This is a genomic window from Mesorhizobium monacense, assembly GCF_056781675.1.
In genome coordinates this window covers 1,576,400-1,590,208 of the sequence record NZ_CM165567.1, presented here as the reverse complement: position 1 = coordinate 1,590,208, position 13,809 = coordinate 1,576,400, and the positions used below count along the sequence as shown (strand labels likewise).

Below are 13,809 nucleotides of genomic sequence, written 5' to 3'. Positions count from 1 at the left end.
ACCAATAGGCCTGATCTGTACACTTACAGGGACGCTTTCGCATCAATAGGGGTCCAGCTTGGACCAGCTTGTCAATCCGCCAAAGGCGGAATCGGATTCCGCCATCGAGACAGCGCTTGGGCTTGATCGAGGCGGTCTGAGGAAGAAACGTCGCCGCAGCTGGCTCTACGCGCTGCTGGCGCTGATCGCGGTCGCCGCCGGCATCGGCGGCTACCAATGGTATGCCGGCGCGCCCGCCAAGATCGACTACACGACCGTGCCGGCCGCCATTGCCGACCTCACCGTTGCGGTCTCCGCCACCGGCACGCTGCAGCCCCTCACCCAGGTCGACATTTCCAGCGAACTGTCCGGCGTCGTCCGTTCGGTCTCGGTCAACGAGAACCAGCAGGTGAAGAAGGGTGACGTGCTGGCGGCGCTCGACACCGCCAAGCTCGAGGTGCAGATCGAGCGTGCTCAGGCCTCCGCCAAGGCAGCAGCGGCAAGTCTGGAGGACGCCACCGTAACCCTGGCCGAGAACGAAAAGGCGCTTGTGCGCGCGGCGGCGCTGACCAAGCGCGGCATGGCGACGGACCAGTCGCTCGAGGCCGCGACTGCAACCCGTGACCGCTCCAAGGCGGCGCTCGACAGCGCCGAAGCCAAACTTGCCATCGCCAACGCCGACCTCAAGGCGCAGCAGACGGACCTTGCCAAGAGCTCCATCTATGCCCCCATAGACGGCATCGTTCTGACGCGCTCGGTCGATCCCGGCCAGACCGTCGCCTCCTCGCTGCAGGCGCCGGTGCTGTTCGTCATCGCCGCCGACCTCAGGAACATGGAATTGAAGGCTGCCGTCGACGAGGCCGACATCGGCGCGGTCAAGACCGGCCAGCATGCGCGCTTCACCGTCGACGCCTTCCCGGACCGGCCCTTCGATGCCGAGATCCGCGACATCTCCTACGCCTCCGTCACCACCGATGGTGTCGTCACCTATGACGCGCGGCTCGAGGTCGACAACAACGAGCTTCTGCTCAGGCCCGGCATGACCGCCACTGTCTCGGTCGTCACCAAACAGGCCAAGGGCGTGCTTGCCGTGCCGTCCACGGCCTTCCGCTACCGGCCGGCGCAAGCCAACGCCCGCAGCTGGAGCCTGAGCGACCTGTTCACCGGCCGCATGGGCCGCCCCGGCGGCAACCGCCAGCGCCAGGCCACGACGACCCCGACCGATGGCTCGCGCACCCTCTACGTGCTGGAAAACGGCCGGCCGCGTGCCGTCAACGTCAGGATCGGCTCCACCGACGGCGAACTGACCGAGATCATTTCGGGCCTGGATGAGGGTGCCGAGGTCATCACCGGCTCGCAGCTGCGGAGCTGACGCCGTGTCGGGCTCCGTCCTCATCAGCTTCGACAAGGTCTGGAAAAGCTATGGCCAGGGCGAGGCCCGGGTGCATGCGCTGGCCGGCGTCGATCTCGCCATCCGCAAGGGCGAGTTCGTCGCCATCATGGGCCCTTCCGGTTCGGGAAAATCGACGGCGATGAACGTCATCGGTTGCCTCGACACGCCGACGGCAGGTACCTACAGTTTCGAAGGCATCGACGCGGGGCGGCTCGACCGCAATCGCCGCGCCTTGCTGCGCAACCTCTATGTCGGCTTCGTCTTCCAGGGCTACAACCTTTTGCCGCGCACCACGGCGGCCGAAAATGTCGAGCTGCCGCTGATCTATCGCGGCGTGGCCAGAGGCGAGCGCCGCGCGCTTGCCATGCAGGCGCTGGCGGAGGTCGGCCTTGTCGGCCGCGAGCATCATACGCCGGCCGAACTCTCCGGCGGCCAGCAGCAGCGCGTGGCGATCGCGCGTGCCATCGTCACAAGGCCGACGCTGCTTGTCGCCGACGAGCCGACCGGCAATCTCGACACCGCCCGCACGCACGAGATCATGGAGTTGTTGACACGGCTGAACGCCGAGCTTGGCCTGACCGTCGCCATGGTCACGCACGAAGCCGATGTCGCCGCCTACGCCGAGCGCACCATCCGCTTCCTCGACGGCCATGTCGCCTCCGACAGCAAGAACCTCGAGGTGGCCTAGCCATGATCCCGAAAAGTGGAAACCGGTTTTCGGACAAGATCATGGCCAAGCAAGAGGATAGAGCCCCATCCCGGCTCTATCGGGATGGCAGGCTCTAGCGATGATCTGGGAAACCGTCCGCCTCTCGCTGATCTCCATCCGCCGCAACGTGCTGCGCTCGTTCCTGACGCTGCTCGGCATCGTCATTGGCGTCGCCGCCGTCATCGCCATGCTGACCATCGGCTCGGGCACCACCGAAAAGGTCAAGGCCGACATCTCCAAGCTCGGCAGCAATCTGCTCGTTGTCCGTTCCGGCCGTCCGGCCGGGCCCGGCGGACCGGGCGGGCTCGACCAGGTGGTCCGGCCGCTCGCCGAAAAGGACCTTGTAGCACTGGTCGCGCATCTCAGCGGCGCGCGCGCCATTTCGCCCGCCTCGCAAAAACAGGTGCGCGTCATCTTCGGCACCGAGAGCCTGACCTCGGGCGTCACCGGCACCGACAGCGCCTATCTCGATGCCCGCGACTGGAAGTTGGTTTCCGGCCGACCGTTCAGCGATTCCGAGACCCGCTCGGGCACCGGCGTCTGCCTGGTCGGCGAGACGGTGCGCCAGCAATTCTTCGGCGCCGGCGACCCCGAGGGCGAGATCATCCGCGTCAACCGCACCTCCTGCAAGATCATCGGCCTGTTGGAGCCCAAGGGCTACACCGGCTTCGGCCAGGACCAGGACAATGTCGTGCTGATGCCGCTCGCCGCCTACCAGCGCCGTATCGCCGGTAACCGGGATATCGATTCCATCTACATCGCCGCCGACGACCGGACGCCGACCAGTGAGTTGCAGCCGCGCGTCGAGGACATCTTGCGCGACACGCGCCGCATCACGCCGGACCGCGATGACGATTTCTCGATCCGCGACATGACCCAGATCGCCGACGCCATGGCCAGCGCCACCACGACGATGACCGGCATGCTGGGTGCCGTCGCCGGCGTCAGCCTCCTGGTCGGCGGCATCGGCATCATGAACATCATGCTGGTGTCTGTGACCGAGCGCACGCGCGAGATCGGCATCAGGCTGGCGATCGGCGCGCATGAGAAGCACATCCTCATCCAGTTCCTGGTCGAGGCAACGGTGCTGTCGCTGCTCGGCGGCATCATCGGCATCCTCATCGGCCTGGCGCTTGCCGGCATCGCCTCGGTGGCGCTGACCATCCCGTTTGCGCCAAGCCCGGCGGTCATCCTGCTCGCCGTCGGCTTTTCGGCACTGATCGGCATGGTGTTCGGCTTCTTCCCCGCCCTGCGCGGCGCGAGGCTCGATCCGATCGATGCGCTGAGGCACGAATAGGGCGACCGCGCCGGAAAACGTGCCCGGCGCTCCGATCCGGCTATGCACAAACTTTGACGTTTCCGCCCCGCGCCGCCACTGTCGCCGCACGGCTCGCGATGGTAGTGCAATTGCCCTTGAGCGGAGGAATTGCACATGAGCAAGAAGGCGCGGCTGGTCCTGGTGCTGGTGATCATCGAGGCGGCCCTCGCAGGCCTCTGGTTGTACCTCGCCCGCTACGGCATGGCCAATCCCGATCGCGTCACCGCCGAGTTCCAGCAGGTCGTCGGTGAGACCATGGGAATGGCGATGGGCGCGCTGCTGGGTCTCGGCGTCATCCTGTTCTTCGTCGCCGCCCGCAACGACAGCAAGGCGGCGCAGGACAAGCGGCAAGGCTGACCGTCAGCCAACATGAGAACAGAGACCAGCGGCCTGTCAAAACGGTAGCCGCGCGTTCTCTTTGACCTCCTTCATGACAAAGAAAGTCCGGGTTTGCCGAACGCCAGGCAGCGCGATCAGCTTCTGCCCGTGCAGCTTGTTGAAATCCGCCATGTCACGAACTCTTATCTTCAACAGATAGTCGAAGTCGCCTGCCACGAGATTGCAATCCAGGACCTCCTTGAGCTTGTGCACGGCCTCCTCGAAAGCGGCGAAGCTTTCAGGTGTCGAGCGGTCGAGCACGACGCCGACCATCACCAGCGCGCCCAGTCCTACCGCAGCGGGAGCGATCTCCGCCCTAACCCCGGTGATGTAGCCCTCTTCGAACAGGCGTTGCGTGCGCCGATGGCAGGTGGCGGCGCTGACATTCACGCGGGTCGCCAGCTCTGCATTCGTCAGCCGTCCCTCGGCCTGAAGGGCACGCAGGATCTTGATGTCGATGCGGTCGAAAACTTGAGTGGAAGATTCTTCCATTTGTATGGATCTCAGTGGGCGATTAGATCAATCATATCGCAGATTTTCGCCGCATGCGAAGCTTTTGGGAGGAAGGTTCGAGAGCACCTTTCACGCCATTCCGTTTATCATTCGCCCATCGAAAAACGATCGCGGCGGAGACAAACCGATGTCACTTCTCGAAAAATTCGAACGCTATCCGCTGACCTTCGGTCCGACGCCGATCGAGCATTTGCCACGGCTGAGCGCGGCGCTGGGCGGAAAAGTGCAAATCTACGCCAAGCGCGACGATTGCAATTCCGGGCTGGCGATGGGCGGAAACAAACTGCGAAAGCTCGAATACATCGTGCCGGACGCGATCGCATGCGGCGCCGACACACTGGTGTCGATTGGCGGCGTTCAGTCGAACCATACGCGCATGGTCGCCGCGACAGCCGCCAAGATCGGCATGAAGTGCGTGGTGATCCAGGAGAAATGGGTGCCCCACTTTGATGCGGTCTACGATCGCGTCGGAAACATCCTGATGACGCGCCTGATGGGAGCGGACAGCCGGCTTGTCGACGACGGCTTCGACATCGGCATCCGCAAGAGCTGGGAGGACGCCATCCAGTCGGTGAAGGACGCGGGCGGCAAGCCCTATCCGATCCCGGCCGGCGCCTCGGTGCACAAGTTTGGCGGTCTGGGCTATGTCGGCTTCGCCGAGGAAGTGGCCAGGCAGGAAGCCGAGCTCGGCTTCACCTTCGACTACATCATCGTGTGCGTCGTGACCGGTTCGACGCAGGCCGGCATGATCGTCGGCTTCTCCGCGCAAGACCGCGCCGACCGGGTGATTGGCATCGACGCCTCCGGGACGCCCGATCAGACTCGCGCGCAGGTTCGGCGCATCGTCGACGACACCGCCGCCCTCGTCGGGCTGGGCCGCGCTGTCCGCGACGACGAAATCGTGATCAATCCCGACTATGCCTATCCGGCCTACGGCGTCCCGTCGGACGCCACGAACGACGCGATCCGGCTGGCAGCCCGCACGGAGGCCATGATCACCGATCCGGTATACGAGGGAAAGTCGATGCAGGGCCTGATCGATCTGACCAGGAAAGGCTTCTTCCCCGAGGGTTCAAGAGTTCTCTATGCACATCTCGGTGGCGCGCCGGCCATCAACGGCTACAGCTATTACTACAAGGACGACGGCCCCAGCCTTCCGAACCGGCCGAAACCAGCAGCGGTCCTTGGCGGCGAACCTCGCAGCGGCAAAAGCGTGCCGCACGACGCCCTACCGCCGCTCTTTCCGTAGTCCGTTCAGGCAGTCAACGAAACGCGGGGCGCCGCTCGGCTCCTGGTCACTGCCCGCGAAGTGCCACTCGATGAGCGGCTTCATGTGCCCCATCAACCCTTCCGGCAGGTCTTTGGCATGGCGGATGATCACCGGCCCCTCGATCTCCGGGTCGGCTTCAGCGGCAACGAAAGCTGAGATACGCCGTGCGATCTCGTCGGCCGGCTCGGCAACCCGATAGCGGCGGAAGATCACCGTGCCGCTCGGCGTGGATAGCGCGTAGTAGCGCTGGCCGCGTTGCACTCCCGACAGATCGATCCCGGTCTCCTCGCCCACCTCGCGGATCATGTTGAAATCGACATCGACAAGACCGTCGCGGAAATCGATCGGTTCAAACGAGCCGGCGGCGAAATAGACGCGGCCGGCATTGACCGTATGCGCCCCCATGCGGATCGCCACCAGCGCATCGTCGCCGGCGACCAGCATCGCATGGGCATAGGCGTGCTCGGCGCCGGTCCCCTGGCGGTTCTGCCGCCACAGCATGAAGGTCGAGTAGTTCACCGCATGGCAGCGCCCGACCAGCCGGCTGTCACGGTAGGCGAGCGCCGAAAGCAGCACCACGGTGCCGTCGAACAGCGCCGGGTTCGCGCCCATCTCGCGCCGCCAGTTCTCGGCGATTGCCTCGGCATTGTCGCGCTCGAAGGGATGCGGGCCGGGGTCGAGCCAGACGTCGACCGCGTCGACCGGCAGGATGACATTGCGCGGCAGGTCGAAGCTCAACGGAGCGATCCTCAGGCCATGTCCAGCGTGATCGCCACCGGGCAGTGGTCGGACGCCTTCGGCCGGTCCCAGCCGGCGCGCGGGAAGCGGTCGACCTCCTGGCCGGCCGGAAAGATGGTGCGCCAGGGCTGGCCGCTGCGGATGATGTCGGGAACGGCTGTCGCGTTCTTCGCCGCCAGCCCCCTCGACAACAGGATGTAGTCGAGCTGGCAGAGATGCCGCTCCTGCGGCCCGCGCGTGTGATAGAAACTCCAGCGGTCCATCTCCGGCCGCCGCTCGACGACGTTTTCGCAAAAGCCGCCGGCGATCAAAACGTTGATGCAGGACTGGCTCTCGTCGATCACCTGGAAGCGGTAGCCATCGAAACTGTCGCCCTCGATCTTCACGCGCTGCCGGTAATCGTTCATGTCGCCGCAGATCGCCCAGCGCTTGTCGGCGGCATGCTCCTTGCCGAAACGCTCCTCGATGATGCGGCGCACCGCTTGCGCCTCGGCGATGCGGATCGGCATCGTTGCCTCGCGTCCGTCGAGCCCATTGCGTGGCGAGCCCATCGATTTGAAATGCACGAGATAGAGCGTCAGCGGCACGCCGCCGACAATCACGTCGATCTCGAGGCAGTCGCGGCGGAAAATACGCTCATTGGCCTGGTTTCCGAGTGCCGCCAGTTCGGGCGTGTGCAGGCCGAACTGCTCGTAGGTGACGTAGGCGTGGCTGGTCATGCGCACGAATTCGATCGGCTGGCCCTGCGCGGTCTCGCTGCGCATCATCACGGCCACATCGATGCCGCGTGAATCATTGCCGGCCGTGGTGTATTTCTGCCGGTAGCCCTCCCCCACCATCTTGAACAGATAGCCGTATTCGAAGGCCTTCAGCGCCTCGACATTGTCGACCTCCTGCATGCAGATGATGTCGGCGCGGGTGGCCGCGATGGCCAGTGCCGTCAGCTGGCGCGTGTCGTCGGATTGCGCGATCGCCCGCGCCTGCTCCAGCATCCTGTATTCGGCCTCACTCTGGATGTCGAAGAGCGCTAGCGTGCGGTCTTCATTGAGCTGGTTGCGGTATCCGGAAAAATCGAACCTGTTCATCAGGTTCTCGACATTGAAGGTGGCGAGGCGCAGCGACATGCGGTGACCTTTGCCTGCAAGCGCAGCCGAAAACAAGGGGGCTGGGCGATGCCCATTCATGGTTGATGGAACCTTTCCGTTCATCTTCCGTTCAGACGCAAAGGTCCATGATTAGGGTTACTCTGAGCGTGGGGCCTGAATCTTCGGAGAGTGAAATGAAACCGCTCTTTTTGACTACCATTCGATCGGGCATGTTGGCCTTGGGTCTTGTTTCCGGCCTCTCGGCGCCTTCCATGGCCGGGCCCATTCAGCCTGACGTCCCGCTCCCAACTGCTGCCGCGGCACGCGAAATCGTGCCGGTGCGCGATGGCTGGGCTGGCGGCAATAATGAAGTCTGGATGCGTGGCCGTAATTTCTCAGGAGCCCGGAACTGGAACCGTGGCAATTGGAACCGTGGCAATTGGAACCGTGGCAATTGGAACCGTGGCAACTGGAACGGTGGGCGGCACTGGCGCCATAATCGTGGCCGGTACTACGGTGGCGGCAATTACGGCCGTTACTACGGTGGCGGCTATTACGGCCGTTACTACGACGACGACAACGGCGCCGCCGCGCTTCTCGGTTTGGGCCTTGGGTTCGGCCTTGGCAGCCTGTACCAGGGCTACTACAACCAGGGCTACTACAACAACCGGGGCTACTACAACCAGGGCTACTACAACAACGGTTCGAGCGCCCATGTCCGCTGGTGCTACAATCGTTACCGGTCGTATCGCACCTGGGACAACACGTTCCAACCCTATAACGGCCCGCGCCGGCAATGCTGGTCGCCCTATAGCTGATCGACTGATGCATTCCAGACGGCGCCGCCCCTCGCGGCGCCGTTTCCGTCTGGCTCAGCCTTCTTCTGAACTGTTCTTTGTCCGGCCAGGGCACCGCGAAATCGTTTCGCCGCCGACGATAACGCTATGTTTATCAGGCCGGTTTATCGACTGGTCTGATCGAAGCGCTCCCGAGCGACGATCGCCCCTGGGGATCCCGCACGATGTGCTGGTGTATCGCCTCGACTAGCTCACTGCGACCAACTCGCAGTGAACCAGATTGAGGTACGACTGAGTCCGGACTTTAGTTCTTGGCCTTGTCGACCAGCTTGTTCTTGGAAATCCACGGCATCATCGCCCGCAGCTTGGCGCCGACTTCCTCGATCTGGTGGCTGTCGTTGTTGCGGCGGATGCCCTTGAAGCGCGACATGCCGGCGCGGTATTCCTGCATCCATTCCGAGGTGAATTTTCCCGTCTGGATGTCCTTCAGCACGCGCTTCATCTCGGCCTTGGTGTCGGCGGTGATGATGCGCGGGCCCGAGACATACTCGCCCCACTCGGCGGTGTTCGAGATCGAGTAGTTCATGTTGGCGATGCCGCCCTCATAGATCAGGTCGACGATCAGCTTGACCTCGTGCAGGCACTCGAAGTAGGCCATTTCCGGGGCGTAGCCGGCTTCCACCAGCGTCTCGAAGCCGGCGCGGATCAGTTCGACCAGTCCGCCGCACAGCACAACCTGTTCGCCGAACAGATCGGTCTCGCATTCCTCGCGGAAATTGGTCTCGATGATGCCCGAACGGCCACCACCGACGCCGCAGGCGTAGGAGAGCGCCAGATCGAGCGCGTTGCCCGAGGCGTCCTGGTTGACCGCGACCAGGCACGGCACGCCGCCGCCCTTCTGGTATTCGCCGCGCACCGTATGTCCCGGGCCCTTCGGCGCGATCATGACGACGTCGACCGACGCCTTTGGCTCGATCAGGCCAAAATGCACATTGAGGCCGTGTGCGAAAGCGATCGCCGCACCGTCGCGGATGTTCGGCGCAATCTCTGATCTGTAGATGTCGGCCTGCAATTCGTCGGGCGTCGCCATCATCATCAGGTCGGCCCATTTGGCGGCTTCCGCCACGCTCATCACCTTGAGACCGTCGGCCTCGACCTTGTTGGCGGTCGCCGAGCCGGCCTTGAGGCCGATGGCGATGTCCTTGGCGCCGGAATCCTTGAGGTTGAGCGCATGCGCCCTGCCCTGGCTGCCATAGCCGATGATGGCGACCTTCTTGCCCTTGATCAGGTTGAGATCGGCATCGCGATCGTAATAGACACGCATTTCGTCTTCCTTCCCGTTTGGTATCAGAGGCCTTGTGGCCCGGTTTTTGCTCCGAAAAGAGCGAGAAACTGTTGCGTCGCCCGGGCGGCATCGCCGCCGATTGTCGCCTCAGTCAATTCCAGCCGGTCGCCGAGCAGCAGGCGGATCTGCACGTCGCGGGCGACCAGCCCGAAAAAGCTCCGGAACGCCGTCTCGGCATCCGAAAAGTCGAGAAGCCCGGCCTGACGACCTGCTTCCAGCACCGGCTTCAGGCGCCTTGCCAAAGCGAAGCGGCCATTCTCCAGCACCACGGCGCCAAGGTTGTCCTTGCCCGATCCGGCATGGCTGATCGCCACCCGGTTGAGCGCGATCGAGGTGTCGCTCGAGATCACCTTGAGCCAGTCGGAAGCGAAGCGCTCCAGGCTCGCGGTCAGCGAAGCGAGGCCGAGCCCCTTGCCGTCGACCGGCGCCACACGCACCTTGGAGGCCTGCCACTGCACCGTCGCCGTCAGCAGCCCGTCGCGATCGCCGAACCATTTGTAGAGCGTTTCCTTGGAGCAGCTCGCCCGCCGCGCCACCGCGGTCATGGTCAGGTTATCGCCCTCCTCGACCAGCAGGCGCAGCGCTGCATCCAGCACGGCCTTCTGCCGCTCCGTCAGGGCTTCGCTGGTGTCGATATCGACGCTTGCCTGCAACAATCTTTTTCTTCCTGCCCAACGATTGGGTGCTTCACCCGAGGTGCGTACCGTACGTTACGGTTCGGCATATTGCCCAAAGCGCTTGCCGACGCAAGAGCCAAAATGGAAATAATCGACGGCGATGGGCGAACGGGGCGCGATAGGCGATCGGTGCCGGCCAGGCTCAGTCGTCGGCGGGTGGATGGCGCAGCTGCCCGAGCAGGCCTGCCAATGTCTCGAGGTCTGCTGCCGAAAGCCGGGCGCCAACCAGATCGGCGATCGACTTGCCATAGAAGGCCCACATGCGGCGGCGCGTTTCGCGTCCCTCGTCGGTGATGCGGATGGTCTGGCCGCGGCCGTCATCGGCAACTGGCAGCTTCTCGACCAGGCCGTCGGCTTCGAGCCGCGCCAGCAGCCGCGAGATGTTGTACTGCGCAAACAGCGTCCGCTCGATCAGCTGGAACGGCCGCAACCCGCCCTCGCCCGCTTCGGCAAGCTCATGCAGCACGTCGTACCAGGCGAGCGGCGGGAGGCCGCCCTCCTTCAGCGCATCCTCAGCCTTTTCCACGAGCTGGCGCGAGACGCGCATCAGGCGGGCCCAAGCCTTGATGGCCTCGGGCGAAGGTGTGGCTTTCTCGATCATGCGAGCAGCATAGAAGATAGATGCAATTGCATCAAGCTTGACCATAGAAGCACATGCATCTATATAGATGCAACTGCATCAACTTGGGAAACAATCCGATGAAGCATGAAATCTGCAGGGTCACCGACATCCCGGATACGGGCAGCCTGGTCGCCAAGGCGACCGACAAGCTCATCCTGGTCAGCCATCATCTCTGTCCCTATGTGCAGCGCGCGGCGATTTCGCTTGCCGAAAAAGGCGTGCCGTTCGAACGCGTCACCATCGACCTCGCCAACAAGCCGGCCTGGTTCAAGGCGATATCGCCGCTCGGCAAGGTGCCGCTGCTGCGCGTCCGGCAACATGGCGAGGAGACGGTGATCTTCGAATCCGCCGTCATCCTCGAATTCCTGGAGGAGACCGAGGCCAATCCGCTCCACCCTGCCGACCCCTTTGCCCGCGCCCGGCACCGCGCCTGGATCGAGTTCGGCTCGGCCATCTTGAATGCCATCGGCCGGTTCTATTCCGCGTCCAGCGAGACCGCCTTCCGTGCCGAAAGCGAATCCCTATCGGCGATGTTCGATCGGCTCGAGGCCGAACTGGCCGATCGCACCGCCCCAGGACCGTGGTTCGCCGGCGAGCGCTTCTCACTCGTCGACGCCGTCTATGGGCCGGTCTTCCGCTATTTCGACGTCTTCGACCGGCTTGGCGATTTCGGCATCCTGGATGGAAAGCCGCTTGTCCGGGCGTGGCGCGAGGCGCTGAGCGCGCGGCAATCTATCAAGCAGGCTGTCGACCCGGACTATCCGCAACGCCTCGAAGCCTTCCTGCGGGCCAAGGCTTCCTATCTCTCGAAACTCATTCGGCAGGGCGATCAGGCCACCGCGCTTCCGCGAGTCCGGTCCGCATGAGCATCGCTGCGGGTGTCTGTGACGGACCTTTGGCCATGGAGACAAGCGGCATTTGAAAAACTATGAAATGAAACCGTTCATCAGTTTCGTTCTATGAAGACGATCTCGACCCAATCAAAGCGAAATCGGAACTCGTCGATGTTGGTGGATAAAAAGGACATCGTCCTCATTCCGGGGATACCAACGTTTCGAAAATCCGTTGTTCCCCCGTTGTCCGTTCGGCTTCCGATTGCAGCTCGTTGCAGCCGTAGCAAGTATATTTTGATGGGCCTTTTCTGGGCATTTTGCGCACTGGTGATGCTGTTGCCCTTGTTGACCTTCTTTGTCCATGACCCCGAAGGCAGCCGCACTCTATTCGAGAAGGTGGCGATGGCGCTGCTGCAGCTGTTCGGGCTTTATTGGGTGCCGTTTCTATCTGCGGCAGCCACATTTTCCTTCCTGGACGCCGGCCTTGGAAAGCCAGCCTTGATTGTTGACAGTGATGGTTTGTCGGATAGTCGCTCCGGTCTATTGGCTAAATGGTCTGACATTTTGAGTGCAAAACCAATATTGGGAGGGGCTGGCTATTGGGGAGTGTCCTTACGGATGCGCGAGCCTGCACCCTTGCCGAAATCCTTTCGGCTCGGCTACCCCTTGTTGCGGCGACGTAAAGTCGACGAAGCTCATATCCAATGCAATTTGCTAAGCGTTCCGGCGCATGAGATCGTAAACTCGATACTGACACTCGTGCACAAAAACGGTGGCCAGCTCCTGCCTGCACATCCTGTATTTTGGAATTCGGTTCCGCCAGTTGTGCCTCGACAATAGTTTTGCGCAGCGCTAGCGCTCGACCAACTAGGGGTTTGTGACCTGTTCGTCACGATCGCTCATTCTCGACCATCGCGCCTCCTCTAGCCCGATCCGCCTGAACGGATCGATCACCGTTCCGGCCACCATCGACGCCAGGAACTGCGGTACCGGCGGGATTTTCGCGACCGTCGCCACCAGCCGATCGCGGACAAACGGCATCACCAGTGAGTCCGACTGGTAGAACGGCGTCAGCGCCAGCGATAACGCCTGGAAGACGCGCACATGCCAGCGCCTCGCCCAAGCATAGACCTCCAGTGCGGCCTCGACGCTGCCCGTTCGCGCCAGCGCGTGGCTGAGCGCTGCCGCGTCGAGCAGCGCCATGTTCGCCCCTTGCCCGAGCTGCGGACTGGTCGAATGCGCGGCGTCGCCGATGATCGCCAGCCGACGGCCGGCCGGCAGCCTCATCGTATGATGGCCATAGCGCGCCAGAGAAAGCTGGTCGAAACTGTCGATCTGGCTGGTGAATGCCTCGCACTCGGGCCACAGGCTGACCACCCTCGCCTTCCAGGCGTCGAGCCCCGCGGCCCGCACGCTTTCGGCGTCCGCCGGCTTCAGGCTCCAGAAGAAGGCTGCCATCCTTTCCGCGCCGGGTTCCGGCCGGCCGATCGGCAGCACGCCGACCATGACGCTGGCCCTGTCGTAGCGCTGCAGCAGCGCGTTTTCGTCAAAGCCCTCGCCACGCCAGCCGAGCGAGGCCCAGAACGCGCCATAGGCCAGCGAGCGCACCTCGCCTGGACCACTCAGGCACTGGCGCAGCTTCGAGCGCGAACCGCTGGCGTCGACGACCAGATCGAAGGGTCCGATCCTTCTTCCGTTGGCACAGGCGAGCGTCACGCGTTCGCCGGTCTCCAGCGCGTCGATCTCGACACTGGTTTCGATGGCGATCGCCTCGCGCTTGGCGGCACGGAAGAGCACGCCGAACAGCGCGGCACGGTGCACCGCCAGTCCGAAACGGCGGCCACGCTGCGCATCGTAGCGGACGGCGAGCACGGTGCGGCCTGACGTGGCATCCGCCCCCTGCAGGCGATCGATGCGGCTGCCAAGTGCCAGGATGTCGTCGAGCAGGCCGAGATCGGCAAGCACGGTCAGCCCGGTCGGCTGCAGGATCAGCCCCGAACCGACCGGCTTCGGTTCGTCGAAGCGCTCGAAGACGGTGACGCGGTGCCCGGCGCGTCTCAGGTAGAGCGCCATGGCCAGCCCCGCCGGCCCGGCGCCGGCAATCGCGATGTCGAGTGATTTTTCCATTGCCCGCCCAACCCAACCGGCGGCA

At 63.6% G+C, this 13,809-nt stretch carries 15 protein-coding genes; 8 read left to right on the top strand and 7 right to left on the bottom strand.

The window, feature by feature from the left end; genetic code table 11:
* Positions 1-58: 58 nt before the first annotated feature.
* The 4 genes from AC1RUK_RS07330 to AC1RUK_RS07315 all read left to right on the top strand — a co-directional run bounded on the left by AC1RUK_RS07330 (position 59) and on the right by AC1RUK_RS07315 (position 3,756).
* Positions 59-1,351 (top strand): efflux RND transporter periplasmic adaptor subunit, encoded by a 1,293-nt coding sequence (locus AC1RUK_RS07330; protein ID WP_481836155.1) that lies wholly within the window; start codon positions 59-61, stop codon positions 1,349-1,351.
* A complete protein-coding gene (locus AC1RUK_RS07325; RefSeq protein WP_481836156.1) occupies positions 1,308-2,060 on the top strand; it encodes an ABC transporter ATP-binding protein in 753 nt (250 codons plus the stop codon). The genes AC1RUK_RS07330 and AC1RUK_RS07325 overlap by 44 nt, the downstream gene beginning before the upstream one ends.
* Before the next feature lie 100 nt (positions 2,061-2,160).
* Positions 2,161-3,378 (top strand): ABC transporter permease, encoded by a 1,218-nt coding sequence (locus AC1RUK_RS07320; RefSeq protein WP_436172381.1) that lies wholly within the window; start codon positions 2,161-2,163, stop codon positions 3,376-3,378.
* A 135-nt stretch (positions 3,379-3,513) separates the two neighbouring features.
* Positions 3,514-3,756, top strand: a complete 243-nt coding sequence (locus tag AC1RUK_RS07315; RefSeq protein WP_481836157.1) for a hypothetical protein — start codon at positions 3,514-3,516, stop codon at positions 3,754-3,756.
* Positions 3,757-3,792: 36 nt separating this feature from the next.
* On the opposite strand, the gene AC1RUK_RS07310 is transcribed toward AC1RUK_RS07315, so the two are convergent.
* Positions 3,793-4,269, bottom strand: a complete 477-nt coding sequence (locus tag AC1RUK_RS07310; RefSeq protein ID WP_481836158.1) for an Lrp/AsnC family transcriptional regulator — start codon at positions 4,267-4,269, stop codon at positions 3,793-3,795.
* 148 nt (positions 4,270-4,417) lie between these two features.
* On the opposite strand from AC1RUK_RS07310, the gene AC1RUK_RS07305 reads away from it, so the two are divergent.
* The gene (locus AC1RUK_RS07305) at positions 4,418-5,539 is read left to right on the top strand and encodes a 1-aminocyclopropane-1-carboxylate deaminase (RefSeq protein WP_481836159.1); all 1,122 of its coding nucleotides are present in this window, start codon (positions 4,418-4,420) and stop codon (positions 5,537-5,539) included.
* Here AC1RUK_RS07305 and AC1RUK_RS07300 read toward each other — a convergent pair.
* Both AC1RUK_RS07300 and AC1RUK_RS07295 read right to left on the bottom strand, forming a co-directional pair.
* Entirely contained in the window at positions 5,519-6,298 is a 780-nt protein-coding gene (locus AC1RUK_RS07300; protein ID WP_481836160.1) for a hypothetical protein, read from the bottom strand. The two genes, AC1RUK_RS07305 and AC1RUK_RS07300, sit on opposite strands and share 21 nt — an antisense overlap.
* Positions 6,299-6,309: 11 nt before the next feature.
* Positions 6,310-7,422: an endonuclease/exonuclease/phosphatase family protein gene (locus AC1RUK_RS07295; protein ID WP_481836161.1), complete on the bottom strand. Its 1,113-nt coding sequence runs from the start codon at positions 7,420-7,422 to the stop codon at positions 6,310-6,312.
* A 155-nt stretch (positions 7,423-7,577) separates the two neighbouring features.
* On the opposite strand from AC1RUK_RS07295, the gene AC1RUK_RS07290 reads away from it, so the two are divergent.
* The gene (locus AC1RUK_RS07290) at positions 7,578-8,201 is read left to right on the top strand and encodes a BA14K family protein (protein WP_481836162.1); all 624 of its coding nucleotides are present in this window, start codon (positions 7,578-7,580) and stop codon (positions 8,199-8,201) included.
* 283 nt (positions 8,202-8,484) lie between these two features.
* Here the strand turns inward: AC1RUK_RS07290 and ilvC are convergent, their stop codons facing one another.
* The 3 genes from ilvC to AC1RUK_RS07275 all read right to left on the bottom strand — a co-directional run bounded on the left by ilvC (position 8,485) and on the right by AC1RUK_RS07275 (position 10,803).
* A complete protein-coding gene (gene ilvC / locus AC1RUK_RS07285) occupies positions 8,485-9,504 on the bottom strand; it encodes a ketol-acid reductoisomerase (RefSeq protein ID WP_481836163.1) in 1,020 nt (339 codons plus the stop codon).
* A 23-nt stretch (positions 9,505-9,527) separates the two neighbouring features.
* On the bottom strand, positions 9,528-10,178 hold the full coding sequence (locus tag AC1RUK_RS07280) for a TetR/AcrR family transcriptional regulator (protein ID WP_481839554.1): 651 nt from the start codon (positions 10,176-10,178) through the stop codon (positions 9,528-9,530).
* Between the two features lie 166 nt (positions 10,179-10,344).
* Positions 10,345-10,803, bottom strand: a complete 459-nt coding sequence (locus tag AC1RUK_RS07275; RefSeq protein ID WP_481836164.1) for a MarR family winged helix-turn-helix transcriptional regulator — start codon at positions 10,801-10,803, stop codon at positions 10,345-10,347.
* 98 nt (positions 10,804-10,901) lie between these two features.
* Between AC1RUK_RS07275 and AC1RUK_RS07270 the strand changes: the two genes are divergently transcribed.
* Together AC1RUK_RS07270 and AC1RUK_RS07265 are read left to right on the top strand one after the other, a co-directional pair.
* Positions 10,902-11,690, top strand: coding sequence for a glutathione S-transferase family protein (locus AC1RUK_RS07270; RefSeq protein WP_481836165.1), 789 nt, complete (start codon positions 10,902-10,904; stop codon positions 11,688-11,690).
* 138 nt (positions 11,691-11,828) lie between these two features.
* Complete coding sequence (locus AC1RUK_RS07265; RefSeq protein WP_481836166.1) at positions 11,829-12,497, top strand: hypothetical protein; 669 nt, start codon at positions 11,829-11,831, stop codon at positions 12,495-12,497.
* A 27-nt stretch (positions 12,498-12,524) separates the two neighbouring features.
* Here AC1RUK_RS07265 and AC1RUK_RS07260 read toward each other — a convergent pair whose 3' ends face one another.
* Complete coding sequence (locus AC1RUK_RS07260) at positions 12,525-13,784, bottom strand: FAD-dependent oxidoreductase (RefSeq protein WP_481836167.1); 1,260 nt, start codon at positions 13,782-13,784, stop codon at positions 12,525-12,527.
* Positions 13,785-13,809 lie beyond the last annotated feature (25 nt).